This window comes from Embleya sp. NPDC005971 (assembly GCF_040629175.1).
Lineage (GTDB): Bacteria > Actinomycetota > Actinomycetes > Streptomycetales > Streptomycetaceae > Embleya.
Window position 1 is genome coordinate 303,443 of the sequence record NZ_JBEXUX010000001.1, and the last position, 18,893, is coordinate 322,335.

10 protein-coding genes are annotated in these 18,893 nt (G+C 70.6%); 9 read left to right on the forward strand and 1 reads right to left on the reverse strand.

The features are described from left to right. Positions 1–311: 311 nt before the first annotated feature. The 5 genes from dapA (at position 312) to ABZ374_RS01325 (ending at position 5,618) form a co-directional block, all read left to right on the forward strand. Entirely contained in the window at positions 312–1,211 is a 900-nt protein-coding gene (gene dapA, locus ABZ374_RS01305; RefSeq protein ID WP_360304804.1) for a 4-hydroxy-tetrahydrodipicolinate synthase, read from the forward strand. A 125-nt stretch (positions 1,212–1,336) separates the two neighbouring features. After that, entirely contained in the window at positions 1,337–3,025 is a 1,689-nt protein-coding gene (locus ABZ374_RS01310) for a ribonuclease J (protein ID WP_360304806.1), read from the forward strand. Between the two features lie 380 nt (positions 3,026–3,405). Continuing rightward, positions 3,406–3,978, forward strand: a complete 573-nt coding sequence (locus ABZ374_RS01315; RefSeq protein ID WP_360304808.1) for a peptidoglycan-binding domain-containing protein — start codon at positions 3,406–3,408, stop codon at positions 3,976–3,978. A 178-nt stretch (positions 3,979–4,156) separates the two neighbouring features. Beyond that, positions 4,157–5,077 carry a type IV toxin-antitoxin system AbiEi family antitoxin domain-containing protein gene (locus ABZ374_RS01320; protein WP_360304810.1) on the forward strand — a complete coding sequence of 307 codons (921 nt, stop codon included), beginning with the start codon at positions 4,157–4,159 and terminating at the stop codon, positions 5,075–5,077. Between the two features lie 19 nt (positions 5,078–5,096). Then, positions 5,097–5,618 (forward strand): GNAT family N-acetyltransferase, encoded by a 522-nt coding sequence (locus ABZ374_RS01325; protein WP_360304812.1) that lies wholly within the window; start codon positions 5,097–5,099, stop codon positions 5,616–5,618. A 74-nt stretch (positions 5,619–5,692) separates the two neighbouring features. On the opposite strand, the gene ABZ374_RS01330 is transcribed toward ABZ374_RS01325, so the two are convergent. After that, positions 5,693–8,245 carry a SpoIIE family protein phosphatase gene (locus ABZ374_RS01330; RefSeq protein WP_360304814.1) on the reverse strand — a complete coding sequence of 851 codons (2,553 nt, stop codon included), beginning with the start codon at positions 8,243–8,245 and terminating at the stop codon, positions 5,693–5,695. Positions 8,246–8,533: 288 nt separating this feature from the next. Between ABZ374_RS01330 and ABZ374_RS01335 the strand changes: the two genes are divergently transcribed. The 4 genes from ABZ374_RS01335 to ABZ374_RS01350 all read left to right on the forward strand — a co-directional run bounded on the left by ABZ374_RS01335 (position 8,534) and on the right by ABZ374_RS01350 (position 18,817). Next, complete coding sequence (locus ABZ374_RS01335; protein WP_360304816.1) at positions 8,534–14,224, forward strand: HAMP domain-containing protein; 5,691 nt, start codon at positions 8,534–8,536, stop codon at positions 14,222–14,224. Positions 14,225–14,598: 374 nt separating this feature from the next. Further along, positions 14,599–15,291, forward strand: coding sequence for a response regulator (locus ABZ374_RS01340; RefSeq protein ID WP_360304818.1), 693 nt, complete (start codon positions 14,599–14,601; stop codon positions 15,289–15,291). Between the two features lie 166 nt (positions 15,292–15,457). Continuing rightward, a complete protein-coding gene (locus ABZ374_RS01345; RefSeq protein WP_360304820.1) occupies positions 15,458–17,968 on the forward strand; it encodes a DNA translocase FtsK in 2,511 nt (836 codons plus the stop codon). A 57-nt stretch (positions 17,969–18,025) separates the two neighbouring features. After that, positions 18,026–18,817: a helix-turn-helix domain-containing protein gene (locus ABZ374_RS01350; protein ID WP_360304822.1), complete on the forward strand. Its 792-nt coding sequence runs from the start codon at positions 18,026–18,028 to the stop codon at positions 18,815–18,817. Positions 18,818–18,893: the final 76 nt, after the last annotated feature.

Here is an 18,893-nt window from a genome sequence, read left to right on the forward strand (position 1 = left end):
TTGAGCCGTCCGAGTGGTCAAATCGGCACATAGGGTGACATCAGAACTTTTTCGTCCGAATCCCTAAGGTTTCGCTCGCTGTGGGTCGATACTGAAAGAGATCAGGCGCTGCTCGAACCCCCGAGCGGGCAGCGCCTGGTCCTTTCTTTTCGTCCGGTCGCCGGACCATGTGCGCGGGTGCCCGAAGTCTCGGCCGAACGCCCGGGGTTGCCGTCGAGACAGCGGCCGGGATCGGCGGCCGAACCGCGGTCCAGGTCTCATAAGGCGGGTGCTACCCGCAGGTCAGGTGTGCGCCCGGTACCGTTTGGGCCATGGCTCCGACGTCTACCCCCCAGACCCCCTTCGGCCGGGTCCTCACCGCGATGGTGACCCCCTTCACGGCCGATGGTGCGCTCGACCTTCCCGGCGCCCAGCGCCTGGCCTCCCATCTCGTCGACGCCGGCAACGACGGACTCGTCGTCAACGGCACCACCGGCGAGTCGCCCACCACGAGCGACGCGGAGAAAGAGCAGTTGGTCCGGGCGGTGCTGGAGGCCGTGGGCGATCGCGCGTTCGTGGTCACGGGGGTCGGCACCAACGACACCCGACACTCGGTCGAGTTGGCCCGGCAGGCACAGGCCGCCGGCGCCCACGGTCTGCTCGTGGTCACCCCGTACTACAACAAGCCCCCGCAGGAGGGCCTGTACCGGCACTTCACCACCATCGCCGACGCCACCGAGCTGCCGGTGATGTTGTACGACATCCCCGGTCGCAGCGCAGTACCGGTCGAGACCGAGACCCTGGTCCGGCTCGCCGAGCACCCCAGGATCGTCGCGAACAAGGACGCCAAGGGCGACCTCGCCTCCGCGAGTTGGGTCATGGCGCGCACCGACATGGTGTACTACAGCGGTGAGGACGTGCTGAACCTGCCGCTCCTGTCCATCGGCGCGGTCGGTGTGGTGAGCGTGGTCGGGCACCTCGTGTCGGCGGAGCTCCGCGCGATGATCGACGCCCACGTGGGTGGCGACGTCGCCAAGGCGCGCGAGATCCACCAGCGCCTCCTTCCGGTGTACACCGGCATTTTTCGTACCCAGGGCGTGATCCTCACCAAGGCCGCCCTGGGATTGCAGGGCCTGCCCGCCGGGCCGCTGCGGCTGCCGCTGATCGAGGCCACCAAGGCTCAGATCGCGCAGCTTAGGCAGGATCTTTCGGCGGGTGGGGTAGAGCTGTAAGCAGGAATATCTGTAAGTAGTGCCCCGGGCGGGTACCACACCCGCCCGGGCCGAACACGAGCTTTTGCGCGTCCCCGTACGACCGTTCGAGACGGCCGGGCGGCGGCACGTGGCGAGGAGAGAACTTGAGCCATCCCCATCCCGAATTCGGCCCGCCGCCGGTGCTGCCCAAGGGCGGCCTTCGGATCACTCCGTTGGGTGGTCTCGGCGAGATCGGCCGAAACATGACCGTCTTCGAGTTCGACGGCCGGCTGCTGATCGTCGACTGCGGGGTGCTGTTCCCCGAGGAGGAGCAGCCCGGAGTCGACCTCATCCTGCCGGACTTCAGCTCGATTCGGGATCGCCTCGACGACATCGAGGCGATCATCCTGACGCACGGGCACGAGGACCACATCGGTGCGGTCCCGTATCTGCTCCGCGAGAAGGCCGACATTCCGCTGATCGGGTCGAAGCTGACCCTGGCGTTCATCGAGGCCAAGCTCACCGAGCACCGCATCCGGCCGTACACGCTGGAGGTCAAGGAAGGCGACATCGAGCGGCTCGGTCCGTTCGAGTGCGAGTTCATCTCGGTGAACCACTCGATCCCGGACGCGCTCGCACTGGCCATCCGCACCGAGGCCGGCACCGTCGTGCACACCGGCGACTTCAAGATGGACCAGTTGCCGCTGGACAACCGGCTGACCGACCTGCCGGCGTTCGCGCGCCTGGGCACCGAGGGCATCGACCTGCTGCTCGTGGACTCCACGAACGCCGAGGTGCCCGGCTTCATCCCGGCCGAACGCGATATCGCCGGCGTGCTCGACCGGGTCTTCGCGGACGCCGACCAGCGGATCATCGTGGCCAGCTTCGCCAGCCACGTGCACCGCATCCAGCAGGTACTGGACACCGCGTACGCCTACGAGCGCAAGGTCGCCTTCGTCGGCCGCTCGATGGTGCGCAACATGAAGATCGCCGGTGAGCTGGGCTATCTGAAGATTCCGGCCGGACTGGTCGTGGACGTCAAGACGCTGGACGATCTGCCGCCGGACGAGGTGGTGCTCGTGTGCACCGGCTCGCAGGGCGAGCCGATGGCGGCGCTGTCGCGGATGGCCAACCGCTCGCACCAGCAGATCCGGATCGTCGAGGGCGACACGGTGGTGCTCGCGTCCTCGTTGATCCCGGGCAACGAGACCTCGGTCTACCGGGTGATCAACGGGCTGACCCGTTGGGGCGCCAAGGTCGTGCACAAGGGCAACGCCAAGGTGCACGTCTCCGGACACGCCTCGGCCGGTGAACTGTTGTACTTCTTCAACCTCACCCGGCCGCGCAACCTGATGCCGGTGCACGGCGAGTGGCGCCACCTGCGGGCCGCCGCCGACCTGGGCATCAAGACCGGGGTGCGCAAGGACCGGGTGGTGCTCGCCGAGGACGGTCTCACCGTCGACCTGGTCAACGGTGTGGCCAAGATCACCGGCAAGGTGCAGGCCGGCTACGTCTACGTGGACGGTTTGTCCGTGGGCGACGTGACCGAGTCCTCGCTCAAGGATCGCCGGATTCTGGGCGAGGAGGGCTTCGTGTCCGTGTTCCTCGCCGTGGACTCCTCCTCCGGCAAGGTGGTCGGCGGGCCGACCATCACGGCACGCGGCTCGGGCATCGACGACGCCCGGTTCGACGCGGTGATCCCCAAGATCGAGGAGATGTTGCAGAAGGCGGCCGCCGACGGGGTGGCGGAGCCGTATCAGCTCCAGCAGCAGGTGCGCCGGATCGTCGGCAAGTGGGTGTCGGACACCTATCGGCGCCGGCCGATGATTCTGCCGGTGGTCGTGGAGGTCTGATCCTCGCCTCCTCGTCGTCCTGCCCGGGGCCCGCTACGAATTCTTCGTAGCGGGCCCCGTGTCGTCGTCGGTGTGGTCGGGGCGCCGGTTGTCGTCGTTCGTGGTCGGGCGCGGCGGCGTGTTCTCGACCGATGGTGCGAGCCGGTCCGGACGCGGGGTGCGGGCCGACGGGTGCGCGGGTGGGTGGAGGGCCGCGGGGAGCGGGGTGCGGCGGGTGTGAATCGGGGGTTTCCGGGTGATTTCGCGGTGTGTAATTCGGGTTTTCGTACCTCTCGGTGCCGTGCTCGCCGGCTCCTAACGTCGGTCGTGTTCGGAGGGCATTCGGCCCTTCGGGCAGGACGGGTCGACACCGTCGACAGGATCGGCAGTCGGGAGCAGAGATGGATACGGGACTGAACGCGGGACCGAAGGCGGGACCCGGCGTGGGAGCGCACGCGGGATCGGGCGCGGGGCTGGACGCGGTACGGCGGGACCGGCGCTGCGGTGGGGCACGGCGCGGTGCGCCGCCGCCGGCCCCGCCGATTCCGGCGCCTCGGCCGCCCGCGGCCCGGCCCGGGCAGCGGCAGCGGGGTCGGGGTCGGGCCGCGGTGATCGCGCTGGCCTCGTGTGCGGCGCTGGGATTGGGCACGGGGATGATGGCCCCCGGGTCGCCGGCGGCGGCCGCCTCGCGCTGTGATCACGTGGCCAAGGACAACCGGCCGGAGCTGCGTGAGGGGGATCGGGACGACGCGGTCGCCCAGGTGCAGTGCCTGATCGACACGCGGTCCGGTGCCCCCGGGGAGCTGCCGGACAACGGAGTCTTCGACGCGGCCACCGCGGACGCGGTCCGGTGGGTCCAGAAGTGCAACACCCTCGAACCGTCGGGGGTCACGGACGCGGCCACCTGGAAGGTCCTCTACCGCGCGAAGAAGGGATGCGGGAAGAAGGCGGAGCAGGCGGTCGACACCGGCTGAGCGGGGCGGAAGGGCCGGGCGGTGGGGACGAAGGGCGTCGGCGGGTCGGCCGGGGATCGGACCGAGGGGGCGGTTCGGCCACGCGGTGTGCACAGGCCGGGTGTGATGGTCACACCCATCCCGGGGGCTGTGGACAACCGGCGGCACGCGCGGAGGGGACGCGCGCACACTGACCCGCATGACGTCGACCGACCTTTGCGCCCTGCTGTCCCGGCCCTTCACCCTCGCCGTCGCCGCCCGCCACGGGGTCGGCCGGTCGGTCGTCCGACGCCTGGTGCGGGACGGCGACGTGCGTCGGGTCATACACGGGGTCTACGTCGGCGCGCATGTCGTGGACACGCCTGCGGTGCGGGCCCGGGCCGCGGTCGTGGTGCTGCCCCGCGGGACCGTGGTCTGTGGGCGCACCGCGGCGGAGTTGCACGGCGTGCGGGTGCCGGCGGATCCCCGGGACGGGGCTCGGCGGACGGCACCGGTCGAGGTGGTCGTGCCGGTGGGGGCGGTACTGCCCCGCCGGCACGGCTGCCGGGCCCGGGTCATGGCGCTGGCGCCGGGGGAGGTGGTGTGGCCGGGCGGGATTCCGGTCACCTCGCCGCTCCGGACGGCGGCGGACCTGGTGCGTACCTCGGATCGGGACACCGGCGTGGTGGTGCTGGACGGGTTCCTGCGGGCCGGCCTGGTTCCGGCCGGGGGATGGGCCGCGGCGGAGCGGCGTTATGCCGGGCATCCGGGTCGGCAGCGGCTCGCCGAGGCGGGGCGGCTGGCCGACGGGCGCAGCGCGAGCGAGGACGAGACCCGACTGCGGCTGGCACTGCTCGGCGCCGGGTTGCCGCCGGCCGAGGTCGGCTGGGAGATTCGCTCGGCGTTCGGCCGGACCCTGCACCGCTTCGCCCTGGCCTGGCCGCGGTGGCGGGTCGGGGTGGGGCTGACGGCGGACCGGCAATGGGTGCGGGCGCGGTCGCGGAGCATCGGCGGACAGGGCTGGTGGGTGTTGGACTGCCCGACGGACCAGGTACGCGTGAACGCGCCGGCCACGGTCGCCCGGATCGGGTCCGAGCTGCGGCTGCGCGAGCGTCGATATGCCGGCGACATCGCCGCGTGAGGGCCGGCATGCTGCCGCGATGAACGTGAACGAGCCCGCGTGGGTGCGCACCGATCGCCTCGACCTGATCCCGGTCGAGGCGGAGCACGCCGAGGAGATGGTCGAGGTGCTCGGCGATCCGGCGCTGCACACCTTCATCGGTGGTGAACCGGAGGACCTGACGGCTCTGCGGGCCCGGTACACGCGGTGGGCCGCGGGGTCGCCGGACCCGCAGGTGACCTGGCTGAACCGGGTGATCCGGCTGCGTGCGCAGGAGCGGTTGGTGGGCACGGTGCAGGCCACGGTCGGCCCCGGTCCGGTCGCCGAGGTGGCGTGGGTCGTGGGCGGCGCCTGGCAGGGCCTGGGCATCGCGAAGGAGGCGGCGATCGGCTGGGTGGCCTGGCTGCGCGCGCACGGTGTCGAGGAGATCCACGCGCACATCCACCCGGCCAACCTCGCCTCGACGGGCGTCGCCAGGGCCGCGGGTCTACGCCCCACCGACCACTGGCAAGAGGACGAACAACGCTGGTCGACGCCCGGCCCGGACACACCCACCGACTGAGCCCGGCGACGTCGGGGCCGGCGGACCGGACCCGGGTCGCCGGGCCCGGACGGTGGCCGGCGGGTCGTCCTTGGTCAGTCCTCGGCGGAGACGCGCATGACCAGGATGGCCATGTCGTCGCGGGCCTGTTCCTCGGCGAACTGTTCGACCGCGCGGTGGATTCGGGTGGCGACCGCGCCCGCGGTCAGGCCCGTGCATCCGGAGAGCACGTCGGCCAGACCGTCGTCGCCGAGCATGCGGGTGCCCTCGCGGCGTTCGGTGACTCCGTCGGTGACGCAGACCAGGACGTCGCCCGGGTCCAGATCCACCGTCTCCAGGACCAGGTCGACCTCGTCCAGCACGCCCAGCAGCGGCTGTGGCGTGGCCACCGAGGTGACCGTGCCGTCGGGACGCAGCCGCAACGGGAGCGGGTGCCCGGCGGAGACCAGACTGAGCCGCACACCGCCGCCCTCGCGGTGGGTGATGTGGCCGTGCAACAGGGTGAGGAACCGGCTGCGCGGTCCCTCCTCCAGGATCGCGGTGTTCAGCCGTTGCAGGACGGCCGGTACCGACAACCCCTCGCGGGTCAGCAGCCGCAGGGCCTGCCGAGCCAGTCCGGTGACCGCGGCGGCCTCGGGGCCGGTGCCGCACACGTCACCGATCGCGAAGCCCCACTTGTCGTCGCCGATGGTGAACAGGTCGTAGAAGTCGCCGCCGACCTCGTTGCCCTCGCCGGACGCCTGGTAGACCACCTCGACGTCGACCCCCGGGACCTTGGGCAGCTCGGGCGGCAGCAGGCTGCGCTGGAGGGCCTGGCTGGTCGAGTTGCGCTCGGAGTACAGCCGGGCGTTGTCCATCGCCAGCGCGGCGCGCCGGGACAGGTCCTCGGCCAGCTCCAGGGTGTCCCGGCGGAAGCGGTCGCCGGCCAGGATGCCGAAGGTCAGCATGCCGATTCCGCGGCCTCGGGCGACCAGCGGCAGGGTGACCGCCTCGCCGGTGACCAGGTCGGCGTGCTCGCGGACCACCTCCGGGTCCAGATGCCGCAGGCCCAGCCAGCGACGGGCGCCGGGCGTGGGCTGGGCGCGCGGCGGCTCGGCCCGGTCCAGCAGTGCCCGCAGGTCGTCGATCCGCATCTCGTCGGCGTGCCACACCACGCTCAGCACCGGCGCGTGCGACTCGCCGGTGTGCACCGCGCACCACGTGCCGAGCCGAGGCACCACGATCTGGGCGATCATGGCCAGCGTCATTTCCGGGTCCAGGGTGCCCGCGAGCAGGTCGGACGCCTCGGCGAGGAAGGACAGCGAGCCCCGGCGGACCCGTTCCAGCTCGGACAGCCGCGCGCTCTCCACGGTCAACGAGACCCGGTCGGCGGCGCGCTGGAGTCGGGCCGCGTCGTCGTTGTCGAAGCGCGTCGCGGATTCCGAGGCGACGCCGAGCGTGCCGGTCAGCCGCCCCTCGACCTTGAGCGGGACGGTCACCGCCGAGCGCATCCGGGTCTCCCGCAGGATCGGCACCGCGCCGGGGCCGGTGTCCAGGTCCTCGTATACCGCGGGCATCCGGGCCGAGCCGTAGCGGCCCACCGAGGTCTCCACCGGCACCCGGGACAACCGGTGCGCGGCGCCGGCCAGGCCGGTGGTGGCGCGCACCTCCATCTCGCTCTCGTCGTCGGTGGCCAGCAGGACGAACGCGGCGTCCGCGTCGAGCAGGTCGCGGGCGCGTTCGACCGCGCGCTGCAACAGGTCCTCCAGGCCCAGCCGGCTCAGCCCGTCGATGCCGTCCCACTCGTTGTCCGCGGGCGTCGCGGTACCGGCCCTGGCGCGAGCCGCGTCCCGGTTCTCCAGCACCGCGCGGGCCTGCGCGGGCACCAGCAGCGCGACCAGGGCCGGATCACCGCCGGCATCGCGCAGCCGCACATGCGAGGCGAACACGCGCGAGGCGATGCCGTCGGCGGCGCGGATGTCGTAGCCGCCCTGCCAGCGGGACAGCTCCAGCATCTCGTCCAGGGTCAGTTCGGTGCCGGGCGTCTGCGGCCACGCGACCAGGTCGTTCAGCGACATGCCGACCGCCTCGTCGTCGCCCAGGCCGAACAGCCGGGCCGCCTCGGGGCTCCAGTGCGTCACCTTGCGCGAGGCGTCCGCGTGCAGCACCGCGACGCCGATCGGCACCGAGGCGTCGGGCAGCGCGTTGGCCGGCAGCAGCGGTCCCGCCGAGCTGGTCGCCGAGACCGGATCGGGCAGTTCCAGCCGGAACCACACCCGCTTGACGTTCTTGGCGTACTCCACGCCCCACCCGGAGGCCAGCGACGCGGACAGGAACAGGCCGCGCCCGCTCTCGTCGCCGTCGTCGAACCCGGTGACGGGCTCGGGCAACTCGCGGCTGGGGTAGTGGTCGGTGACCTCGATCTGCACGCCGCCGTCGTAGCGCACACAGGAGACCTCGGCCGAGGTGCCCGCGTGCACGATCGCGTTGGTGACCAACTCGCTGGTCAACAACACGGCGTCGTCCACGACCTCGCCGGCGTCCCAGTCGCTGAGCGTCTTGCGGACGAACGAGCGTGCGGCCGCCACGGACCTGCCCTCGGGTGCGAAGGCAGCGCTCATCCGGGCAGTGATGAGCATGCTCGTTCCCTGATCCATACACTCCCGCATCTGCGACGAACGGCGGCTGCGGTGACGAATCCGGCTCCACAGTCCGGCAGATTCGCACCCTATCGGTTCAGGACGATCGGGCGGACCCCTTCCAAACAGTGACGGATCCGTCACGATTCCGACAGAACTTCCGGGCGAGCGGGCCTTTCGCGCCCACACTTTCCGGTTGACAAGCACCATCCTCCCGGACCGCCTCTGCTCTCAACCCTGTGAGTGAAAGACTGTCGATGGCAAGCGACCGGGTGCACGAGCGGTCGCGGCGAATCGGTCCGGCGGAGGAAATGCGAGATGGCGAAGGCTTCCCCAGGGCAGGCACGGACGACGGCCGCCCGGAGCCGGCACGACGAGCAGGATCTGCGTCGGCTGTTGGCCGCGCTGACCGGCGTCCGTGACGGCAACTTCCGCAAGCGCCTCACGGTCTCCGGCGACGGGATCATGTCCGAGATCGCCGTCGTGTTCAACGACATGGTCGAGCGCAACCAGCATCTCTCCGGCGAGTTGGCCCGAGTGCGCCGGGTGGTCGGTCGTGAGGGCAAACTCACCGAGCGGCTCGACCCCGGACCGGGCGAGGGCGCCTGGGCGACCAGCATCGACGCGGCCAACGCGCTCGTGGAGGACCTGGTCCGCCCGACCGTCGAGGTCGGCCGCGTGCTGGCCGCGGTCGCCGAGGGCGATCTGTCCCAGCGGATGGACCTGCGGATCGCCGAGCAGCCGTTGCGCGGCGAGTTCCTGCGGATGGGCCGTACCGCCAACGGCCTGGTGGATCAGCTCAGCGCGTTCGCCGACGAGGTGACCCGGGTGGCCCGCGAGGTGGGCACCGAGGGCAAGCTGGGCGGCCAGGCCCGGGTGCGCGGGGTGTCCGGCAGTTGGAAGGACCTCACCGACTCGGTCAACACGATGGCCAGCCGGTTGACCCTCCAGGTGCGCGACATCGCGCTGGTGACCACCGCCGTGGCCAAGGGCGACCTCTCCCGCACGGTCACCGTCGAGGTGGCCGGCGAGATGCTGGAGCTGAAGGAGACCGTCAACACGATGGTCGACCAGCTCTCCGGCTTCGCCCAGGAGGTCACCCGGGTGGCCCGCGAGGTCGGCACCGAGGGCCGCCTCGGCGGGCAGGCCCGGGTCGAGGGTGTCTCGGGCACCTGGAAGGACCTCACCGACTCGGTCAACATCATGGCGGGCAACCTGACCGCCCAGGTGCGCGACATCGCGCAGGTGACCAAGGCGGTCGCGTACGGCGACCTGTCGCAGACCATCACGGTGTCCGCGCGCGGCGAGATGGCCCAGCTCGCCGAGACGATCAACGCGATGACCGGCACGCTGCGCACGTTCGCCTCCGAGGTGACCCGGGTCGCCCGCGAGGTCGGCTTCGAGGGTCGGCTCGGCGGCCAGGCCCAGGTACCCGGTGGCGCGGGCATCTGGAAGGACCTGACCGACTCGGTCAACACCGCCTTCTTCAACCTCACCGCGCAGGTGCGCGACATCGCCGGGGTGACCACGGCGGTGGCCCAGGGCGACCTGTCGCAGAAGATCACCGTGGACGTCTCCGGCGAGATGCTGGAGCTCAAGAACACCGTCAACACCATGGTCGGCCAACTGTCCGCGTTCGCCTCGGAGGTGACCCGGGTGGCCCGCGAGGTGGGCAGCGAGGGCATCCTCGGCGGTCAGGCGCAGGTATCCGGGGTGGCCGGCACCTGGAAGGACCTGACCGACTCGGTCAACGTGATGGCCGGCAACCTGACCGGCCAGGTCCGCAACATCGCCCAGGTCTCCACCGCGGTGGCCCGGGGCGACCTGTCGCAGAAGATCACGGTCGACGTCTCCGGCGAGATGCTGGAGCTCAAGAACACCGTCAACACGATGGTGGACCAACTGTCCGCGTTCGCCTCGGAGGTCACCCGCGTCGCCCGCGAGGTCGGCGGTGAGGGACGTCTGGGCGGTCAGGCCCGGGTCGTCCCGGGCGTCGCCGGCGTCTGGCTCGACCTGACCGACTCGGTGAACTTCATGGCGGGCAACCTGACCGCCCAGGTCCGCAACATCGCCGAGGTGACCACGGCGGTCGCGCGCGGCGACCTGTCCAAGAAGATCGACGTGGACGCGCGCGGCGAGATCCTGGAGGTCAAGAACACCGTCAACACGATGGTCGACCAGCTCTCCGCGTTCGCCGACGAGGTCACCCGGGTGGCCCGCGAGGTCGGCACCGAGGGTCGGCTCGGCGGCCAGGCCCAGGTGCTCGGCGTGGCCGGCGTCTGGCGCGACCTCACCTACTCGGTGAACTCGATGGCCGGAAACCTCACCGAACAGGTCCGCAGCCTGGGCCAGGTCACCACGGCGGTGGCCCGGGGCGACCTGTCGCAGAAGATCACCGTCGACGCGCGCGGCGAGATCCTCGAACTCAAGAACACCGTGAACACCATGGTCGACCAGCTCTCCGGCTTCGCCGACGAGGTGACCCGGGTGGCCCGCGAGGTGGGCACCGAGGGCCGCCTCGGCGGCCAGGCCGACGTCAAAGGCGTCTCGGGCACCTGGAAGGACCTGACCGAGTCGGTCAACGTGATGGCCGGCAACCTGACCGGCCAGGTGCGCAGCATCGCCGACGTGACCACGGCGGTGGCCACCGGCGACCTGTCCAAGAAGATCACCGTCGACGCGCGCGGCGAGATCCTGGAGCTGAAGGAGACCGTCAACACGATGGTCGACCAGCTCTCGGCGTTCGCCGACGAGGTGACCCGGGTGGCCCGCGAGGTGGGCACCGAGGGCCGCCTCGGCGGCCAGGCCCGGGTGCGCGGGGTGTCCGGCATCTGGAAGGACCTGACCGACAACGTCAACGTCATGGCCAACAACCTGACGTCCCAGGTCCGCAACATCGCCCAGGTGGCCACGGCCGTGGCCGACGGCGACCTGTCGCAGAAGAGCACGGTCGAGGCCAAGGGCGAGATGGCCGGTCTCGCGGGCACCATCAACACGATGGTGGACACGCTCCGGGCGTTCGCCGACGAGGTCACCCGAGTGGCCCGCGAGGTGGGCACCGAAGGCATCCTGGGCGGCCAGGCGCACGTGCCCGGCGTCTCGGGCACCTGGAAGGACCTGACCGACAACGTCAACTCGATGGCGGACAACCTCACCGGCCAGGTCCGCAACATCGCCAAGGTGACCACCGCGATCGCGGGCGGCGACCTGTCGCAGAAGATCGACGTGGACGCCCGCGGCGAGATGCTCGAACTCAAGACCACGATCAACACGATGGTCGACCAGTTGTCCGCGTTCGCCGGCGAGGTGACCCGCGTCGCCCGCGAGGTGGGCACCGAGGGCATGCTCGGCGGTCAGGCCGAGGTCGAGGGCGTCTCCGGTACCTGGAAGCAACTCACCGAGAACGTCAACGAGTTGGCCGGCAACCTGACGCGCCAGGTGCGGGCCATCGCCGAGGTGGCCACCGCGGTGACCCGCGGCGACCTGTCCCTGCAGATCGCGGTCGACGCGTCCGGAGAGCTCGACGAGCTCAAGGACAACATCAACCAGATGATCTACAACCTGCGCGAGACCACCCGGGCCAACCGCGAACAGGACTGGCTCAAGACCAACCTGGCCCGGATCTCCGGTCTCATGCAGGGCCGCCGCGACCTGATGGCGGTCGCCGCGCTGATCATGAGCGAGCTCACCCCGGTCGTGGACGCCCAGCACGGCGCGTTCTTCCTGGCCGAGCTGACCCAGGAGGACGTGGTCGAGCTGCGGCTGATCGCCTCCTACGGCTACCAGGACGGCGGCGGCGTGCCCACCCGCTTCCGGCTCGGGCAGTCCCTGGTCGGCCAGGCCGCGCTGGAGAAGCGCTCGATCCTGATCCTGGACGCGCCGCCCGGCTACATCAAGATCGCCTCCGGACTGGGCGAGGCGGCGCCGGCGAACGTGATCGTGCTGCCCGTGCTGTTCGAGGACCAGTTGCTCGGCGTGCTCGAACTCGCCTCGTTCCGCCCGTTCACCAAGGTGCACCGCAACTTCCTGGAGCAGCTCAACGAGCAGATCGGCGTCACGGTCAACACGATCATGGCGAACTCGCGCACCGAGATGTTGCTGGCCGAATCGCAGCGGCTGACCGAGGAACTCCAGGAACGCTCCGAGGAGCTCCAGCGCCAACAGGGCGAACTGCGACACTCCAACGCCGAGTTGGAGGACAAGGCGGCGCTGCTGGCCCGGCAGAACCGGGACATCGAGATCAAGAACCGGGAGATCGAACAGGCCCGCCAGGCGCTGGAGGAGCGCGCCGAACAACTCGCGCTGTCCTCGAAGTACAAGTCCGAGTTCCTCGCCAACATGTCGCACGAGCTGCGCACCCCGCTGAACAGCCTGCTGATCCTGGCCAAGCTGCTCGCGGACAACGTCGAGGGCAACCTGACCCGCAAGCAGGTCGAGTTCGCCGAGACCATCCACGGCGCCGGATCCGACCTGCTGCAACTGATCAACGACATCCTGGACCTGTCCAAGGTGCAGGCCGGAAAGATGGACGTACGGCCCGCGCGGATCGCGCTGGCCCAACTGATGGACTACGTCGAGGCGACCATCCGGCCGCTGACCTCGGAGAAGAACCTCGACTTCACCGTGCACGTCTCGCCCGCGGTGCCCGGCATCCTGTTCACCGACGAGCAGCGCCTCCAGCAGGTGTTGCGCAACCTGCTCTCGAACGCGGTCAAGTTCACCGACTCCGGCTCGGTCGAGGTGTTGATCACGCTCACCGACGACATCCCGCTGACCAACACCGAGTTGGACAACGCCGAGCACGCGGTGGCCTTCTCGGTGATCGACACCGGCATCGGCATCGCGGTGGACAAGCTCAAGGTGATCTTCGAGGCGTTCCAGCAGGCCGACGGCACCACCAGTCGCCGCTACGGCGGCACCGGGCTGGGGTTGTCGATCAGCCGGGAGATCGCCTGGTTGCTCGGCGGCGAGATCCACGCCGAGAGCATGCCGGGCCGCGGCAGCACGTTCACCCTCTATCTCCCGCTGGACAGCGTCCTGGTTCCGGGCGACGAGGCCGGCCACGACCGGCAGGGTGAACTCGCCCCGACGCCGTACCGGAGCGCGCTGCCCGCCGCGCCGCCCTCCACCCCGCTGCTCAGCGACGCCCCCGAGCTGCTCTCGGACGGCGAGCCGGTCGTCGAGGAGACCGGCAAGCGGGTGCCGCGCCGGGTGCTGGTGGTGGAGAACCCGCAGACCGACGGCGCCCCGCTGGCCACCGTGCTGGCCGCGATGGACGGCGCGATCGAGTTGAGCACGGCCCCCGACGAGGGCGAGGCGGTGCGTCTGCTCGCCGAGGCGCCGCCCGCGTGCCTGGTGGTGGACCTGCGGCTGGCCGACGAGGGCGCCTGGCAGGTGCTGGACGCGGTCGCCTCCCGGACGGAATTGCAGAACCTGCCGGTCGTGGTGCACGTCCCGGAGCGGCCCACCCGTTCCGAATCGGGCCGACTGCGCGGCTACCGGCGCCGGATCGTGCTGCTCCAGCGGGTCTCCACCCCGGACGCGCTGACCCGGACGGTCCTGGGCGCCGCCGGCCCGGACCGCACCGAGCACGCGGGCCCGGCCAAGCCGGTGGTCGAGCCGTTCGAGGGCACCTTCGACGGCGAGCGGGTGCTGATCGTCGACGACGACGTGCGCAACGTGTTCGCCCTGACCAGCGTGCTGGAGCAGTACGGGCTGAGCGTGTTGTACGCGGAGAACGGCCGCGAGGGCATCGAGGTGCTCCAGGCGCACGACGACATCGCGATCGTGCTGATGGACGTGATGATGCCCGAGATGGACGGCTACGCCACGACCTCGGCGATTCGCCGGATGCCGCAGTACGCGGGCCTGCCGATCATCGCGTTGACCGCGAAGGCGATGAAGGGGGATCAGGAGAAGAGCATCGACTCCGGGGCGTCCGACTACGTCGCCAAGCCGGTCGATACGCGGCACTTGTTGGGACTCATCCGAACCTGGCTCGACCACTAGTTCGCTTCCGGGGCGGCTCGCAGCCCATGATGGAACCCGAACGGGTCGAGTGACGTTGAAGGAGCGGAGGGGTCGATGCGGTGTTGTCGCGACCGTGGGTCGGGACGTGGTGACACCATGCGGTCGTCTGTTTCGGAATACCTGCCGAGCCGATCGCCTGGCCACTACCATGACCGGGACGAGCACCACCCGGAACGTGTGCTCGACCGGCGTGGCGTGCGCCGGGGCGATCTCGGCCGAGGCTGTGTTGAGCGAAACCGTGTCGATCGAGGCTGTGTCATTCAGGGCCGCGTATACCGAAAACATGCACAAGGACGAGTGGAGCCGACCGATACGCGGGGTCACCCACCGTGTCGGATCGAAGAGGGTGGGCCATGACGGAGAAGGCCAAGATCCTCCTGGTCGATGACCGTCAGGAGAATCTGCTCGCCCTGGAGGCGATCCTGTCCGCGCTGGACCAGACCCTGGTTCGGGCGCACTCGGGCGAGGAAGCCCTCAAGGCGCTGCTCACGGACGAGTTCGCGGTGATCCTGCTCGACGTCCAGATGCCCGGCATGGACGGTTTCGAGACGGCCGCGCACATCAAGCGCCGGGAGAAGACCCGGGACATCCCGATCATCTTCCTGACCGCGATCAACCACGGTCCGCACCACACCTTCCGCGGCTACGCGGCCGGTGCCGTCGACTACATCTCCAAGCCGTTCGACCCGTGGGTGTTGCGGGCCAAGGTCTCCGTGTTCGTGGACCTGTACAAGAAGAACTGCCAACTGCGCGAACAGGCCACGCTGCTGCGCGGGCGACTCGAAGGGGTCGCCGGCGGCGACCGGGCCGGGGCGGACGTGATCGCCGAGCTGTCCTCGCGGCTGGCCTCGGTCGAGGAGCAGGCCGACGGCATGGCCAAACAGGTCGAGTCGGCGAACGACGCGATCCTGGCCGCCTCGGCGAACCAGTTGCGCCGCCGGGTGGCCCGGATGCGCGCCGCCCTCGACGCCCTCGCCCCCGCGGCGGCCGGCCACGGCGGTCCGCCGCTGGTGCCCGCCCCGGACACCGGCGAGGTCGACGACTGACCCTTTGGTGTCGCACGCCGGCCGGGCCCATCCGCGGCCCGGCCGACGTGCGCCCGGCGCCGCCCGCGACCACCCGGGCACCCGGACGGATCGCCTCGGGGTCGACACGCACATTCCGGGCCCTGTGACGCACGAGGTGGGAAGGGTCCACCGGTAACCTCGGAACATGGCCACACGTGCGTCCGGCGGCGGAGCGCAACCGCGCACGGCCGCGAAGAAGAAGGCTCCCGCCAAGAAGCCCGCGCCACCTCCGCCGCCCCCGCCGAAACTGCTCGGGGGTCTGCCCGCGCTGCTCGGGAGGGGCCTCAAGCGGTTGTGGCTGGGGTTGGCCCACGCGTTCGGCTCGGCCGCGCGGGGCATCGGCTCCGGTGCGCGCGGACTCGATCCGGCCCATCGCCGGGACGGGGTGGGTCTGGCCCTGCTCGGCCTGGCCATAGTGATCGCCGCGGGCGCGTGGGGCACCATCGACGGCGCGGTCGGCGAAGCGGTCAACGCGGTGGTCGCGGGCCTGGTCGGCCGGCTCGACCTGTTCGTGCCCTTCCTGGTCGGCGCGCTGGGCGTGCGGGTGATGCGCCATCCGGACCAGAAGGACGCCACCGGTCGGATCATGATCGGCTGCACCGCGCTGGTGTGCAGCGTGCTCGGCCTGATCCACGTCGGCTGCGGCACCCCGCAACCCGGCGACGGCGCGGCCGCGATGCGCGACGCCGGCGGGCTGATCGGCTGGGCCTTCGCGACCCCGCCCGTGCATCTGGTCACCCGCTGGGTCGCGGTGCCGCTGCTGGTGCTGCTGATCGTGTTCGGCCTGCTGGTGGTGACCGCGACGCCGATCAACGCGGCGCCCGAGCGGCTCGCGGTCTTCCTCGGCTTCGTCGAGGGGCCGCCGCCCGCGGACGAGTACGAGGACGAGCACCCGAGCGGCTTCGCCGGGTACGACGAGGACGAGGAACCGCCCGCGCCCGCGCCGGTCCGCAAGACCCGGCCGCGCCGCCGGCCGAGTCCCGCCGCGAGCGGCCATCCGGACGCCGTCGACGTGGCCGCGGCCGCCGCGGCGGCGCTGGACGCGAACGACGCGGGTCTGGTCGTACCGCCGGCGCGCTCGCGCAAGGCCGCCGCCGCTCGGGTGGTGACCGACCTGCGGGCCCGCGCCGCCGACGCGCCGGCGCACACCCCCGCGCCGCCGCGCAGCGAGCAGTTGAAGCTGTCCGGCGACATCACCTACCACCTGCCCGGCCCCACGCTGCTCAAGAAGGGTCCGCCGGCCAAGGCCCGCAGCAAGGCCAACGACGACGTGGTCGCCGCGCTGTCCAAGGTGTTCGAACAGTTCAACGTCGACGCGCAGGTCACCGGCTTCTCCCGGGGCCCGACGGTGACCCGGTACGTGATCGAGCTGGGTCCGGCGGTCAAGGTCGAACGCATCACCGCGCTCGCCAAGAACATCGCGTACGCGGTGGCCAGCCCGGACGTGCGGATCATCAGCCCGATCCCGGGCAAGTCCGCGGTCGGCATCGAGATCCCCAACACCGACCGCGAGATGGTCAGCCTCGGCGACATCCTGGCCTCGGAGACCGCGGCCGGCGACGCGCACCCGATGATCGCCGCGCTCGGCAAGGACGTCGAGGGCAACGACGTGGTGGCCAATCTGGCCAAGATGCCGCACCTGCTGGTCGCGGGCGCCACCGGCGCGGGCAAGTCGAGCTGTATCAACGGCCTGATCACCTCGATCATGATGCGGGCCACGCCCGAGGAGGTGCGGATGGTGCTGGTCGACCCCAAGCGGGTCGAACTGACCACCTACGAGGGCATCCCGCACCTGATCACGCCGATCATCACCAACCCGAAGAAGGCGGCCGAGGCGCTTCAGTGGGTCGTGCGCGAGATGGACATGCGCTACGACGACCTGGCCAACTTCGGTTTCCGGCACGTGGACGACTTCAACGCCGCGGTGCGGGCGGGCAAGCTCAAGATGCCGCCGGGCAGCGAGCGCGAGGCGCAGCCCTACCCGTATCTGCTGGTGATCGTCGACGAGTTGGCCGACCTGATGATGGTCGCCCCGCGTGACGTCGAGGACTCCATCGTGCGGATCACCCAGCTCGCCCGCGCCGCCGGCATCCACCTGGTGCTGGCCACCCAGCGGCCCAGCGTCGACGTGGTGACCGGACTGATCAAGGCCAACGTGCCCTCCCGGCTCGCGTTCGCCACCTCCTCGCTCGCGGACAGCCGGGTCATCCTGGACCAGCCCGGCGCGGAGAAGCTGATCGGCAAGGGCGACGCGTTGTTCCTGCCGATGGGCGCGAGCAAGCCGATCCGGATGCAGGGCGCCTACGTCACCGAGGACGAGATCGAGGCGGTCGCCCGGCACTGCAAGGAGCAACTGCGGCCGGAGTACCGCGAGGAGGTCACCGCCCCGCCGGATCGCAAGAAGCAGGTGGACGAGGACGTCGGCGACGATCTCGACCTGCTCTGCCAGGCGGTCGAACTGGTCGTGTCCACCCAGTTCGGCTCGACCTCGATGCTCCAGCGCAAGCTGCGGGTCGGCTTCGCCAAGGCGGGTCGGCTGATGGACCTGATGGAGAGCCGGGACATCGTGGGACCGAGCGAAGGTTCCAAGGCGCGCGAAGTTTTGATCAAACCGGATGAAATCGAGTCGATTATGGCCACGTTGCGCGGTGAATGATCCGACTTAAGTGATGATTGGTGTCAGTCGTGATGAATGACGCATAAGGGGCGAATCGTGTCGATCGGTCAGAGTCTCGCCCAGGCGCGAGTGCGGGCCGGTCTCACTGTGGAACGGCTCAGTGAGGTCACCCGCATCCGACAGGTCATCATCGAGGGCGTCGAATGCGACGACTTCGAACCGTGCGGCGGCGACTTCTACGCTCGCGGCCACATCCGCACGCTGGCCCGCGCGACGGGCCTGGATCCGGAGCCGCTGGTCGCCGAGTACGACCACACGGTCGGCGGCACCAGCACCCCCCGCCCGACCCAGATCTTCGACTCCCCCCGCAAGTCGATCGAGTACCGCCGGCCGAACTGGACGCTGGCCATGGGCGTCGCCGTGGTCATCGTGCTGATCTTCGCGTTCGTGCAACTCGCCGGCGGGCGCGCCGACGACGACGAGAAGGAGACCGCGTCGCGGGTCACGCCGACCTCGGCCGCCCCCGTGGTTCCGCCGCCGCCCCCGCCACCGTCCCCGGTCGCGCCGGTGGCCAAGACCCCCGAATTCCCGGCCGAGGTGGTGGTCACGATCACCGCGGTGGACGGCCGTAGCTGGGTGCGCGCGTTCGACGCCGACAACAAGCAGATCTTCGAGACGATCCTGGACAAGGGCGAGGCCAAGACGCTCACCGACCCCGAGCAGCTCAAACTCCAGATCGGCAATTCCGGCGCCGCGCGCCTGAAGGTCAACGGCAAGGACGTGGGCCCGGCGGGCGAGGAGGGCGCCGTCGTCAAGCACACTTTCGTGCCCGGCGACCCGGTCCCGCAGATGCGGGCGACCCCGTCGCCCACCCCTTCCGCCCGGTGACGGGCCATCGTGACCTCCCCGGAACCATCCGACGCTTCCCTGCGTCCGGTCCACGCCCATGTCTGACGTAGGCTTT

Excerpts from the sequence above, each read along its gene's own strand:
- dapA (WP_360304804.1), top strand. The coding sequence starts at position 312 with ATGGCTCCGACGTCTACCCCCCAGACCCCCTTCGGCCGGGTCCTCACC.
- ABZ374_RS01315 (WP_360304808.1), top strand. The coding sequence starts at position 3,406 with ATGGATACGGGACTGAACGCGGGACCGAAGGCGGGACCCGGCGTGGGA.
- ABZ374_RS01320 (WP_360304810.1), top strand. The coding sequence starts at position 4,157 with ATGACGTCGACCGACCTTTGCGCCCTGCTGTCCCGGCCCTTCACCCTC.
- ABZ374_RS01325 (WP_360304812.1), top strand. The coding sequence starts at position 5,097 with ATGAACGTGAACGAGCCCGCGTGGGTGCGCACCGATCGCCTCGACCTG.
- ABZ374_RS01330 (WP_360304814.1), bottom strand. The coding sequence starts at position 8,245 with ATGCGGGAGTGTATGGATCAGGGAACGAGCATGCTCATCACTGCCCGG.
- ABZ374_RS01335 (WP_360304816.1), top strand. The coding sequence starts at position 8,534 with ATGGCGAAGGCTTCCCCAGGGCAGGCACGGACGACGGCCGCCCGGAGC.
- ABZ374_RS01340 (WP_360304818.1), top strand. The coding sequence starts at position 14,599 with ATGACGGAGAAGGCCAAGATCCTCCTGGTCGATGACCGTCAGGAGAAT.
- ABZ374_RS01345 (WP_360304820.1), top strand. The coding sequence starts at position 15,458 with ATGGCCACACGTGCGTCCGGCGGCGGAGCGCAACCGCGCACGGCCGCG.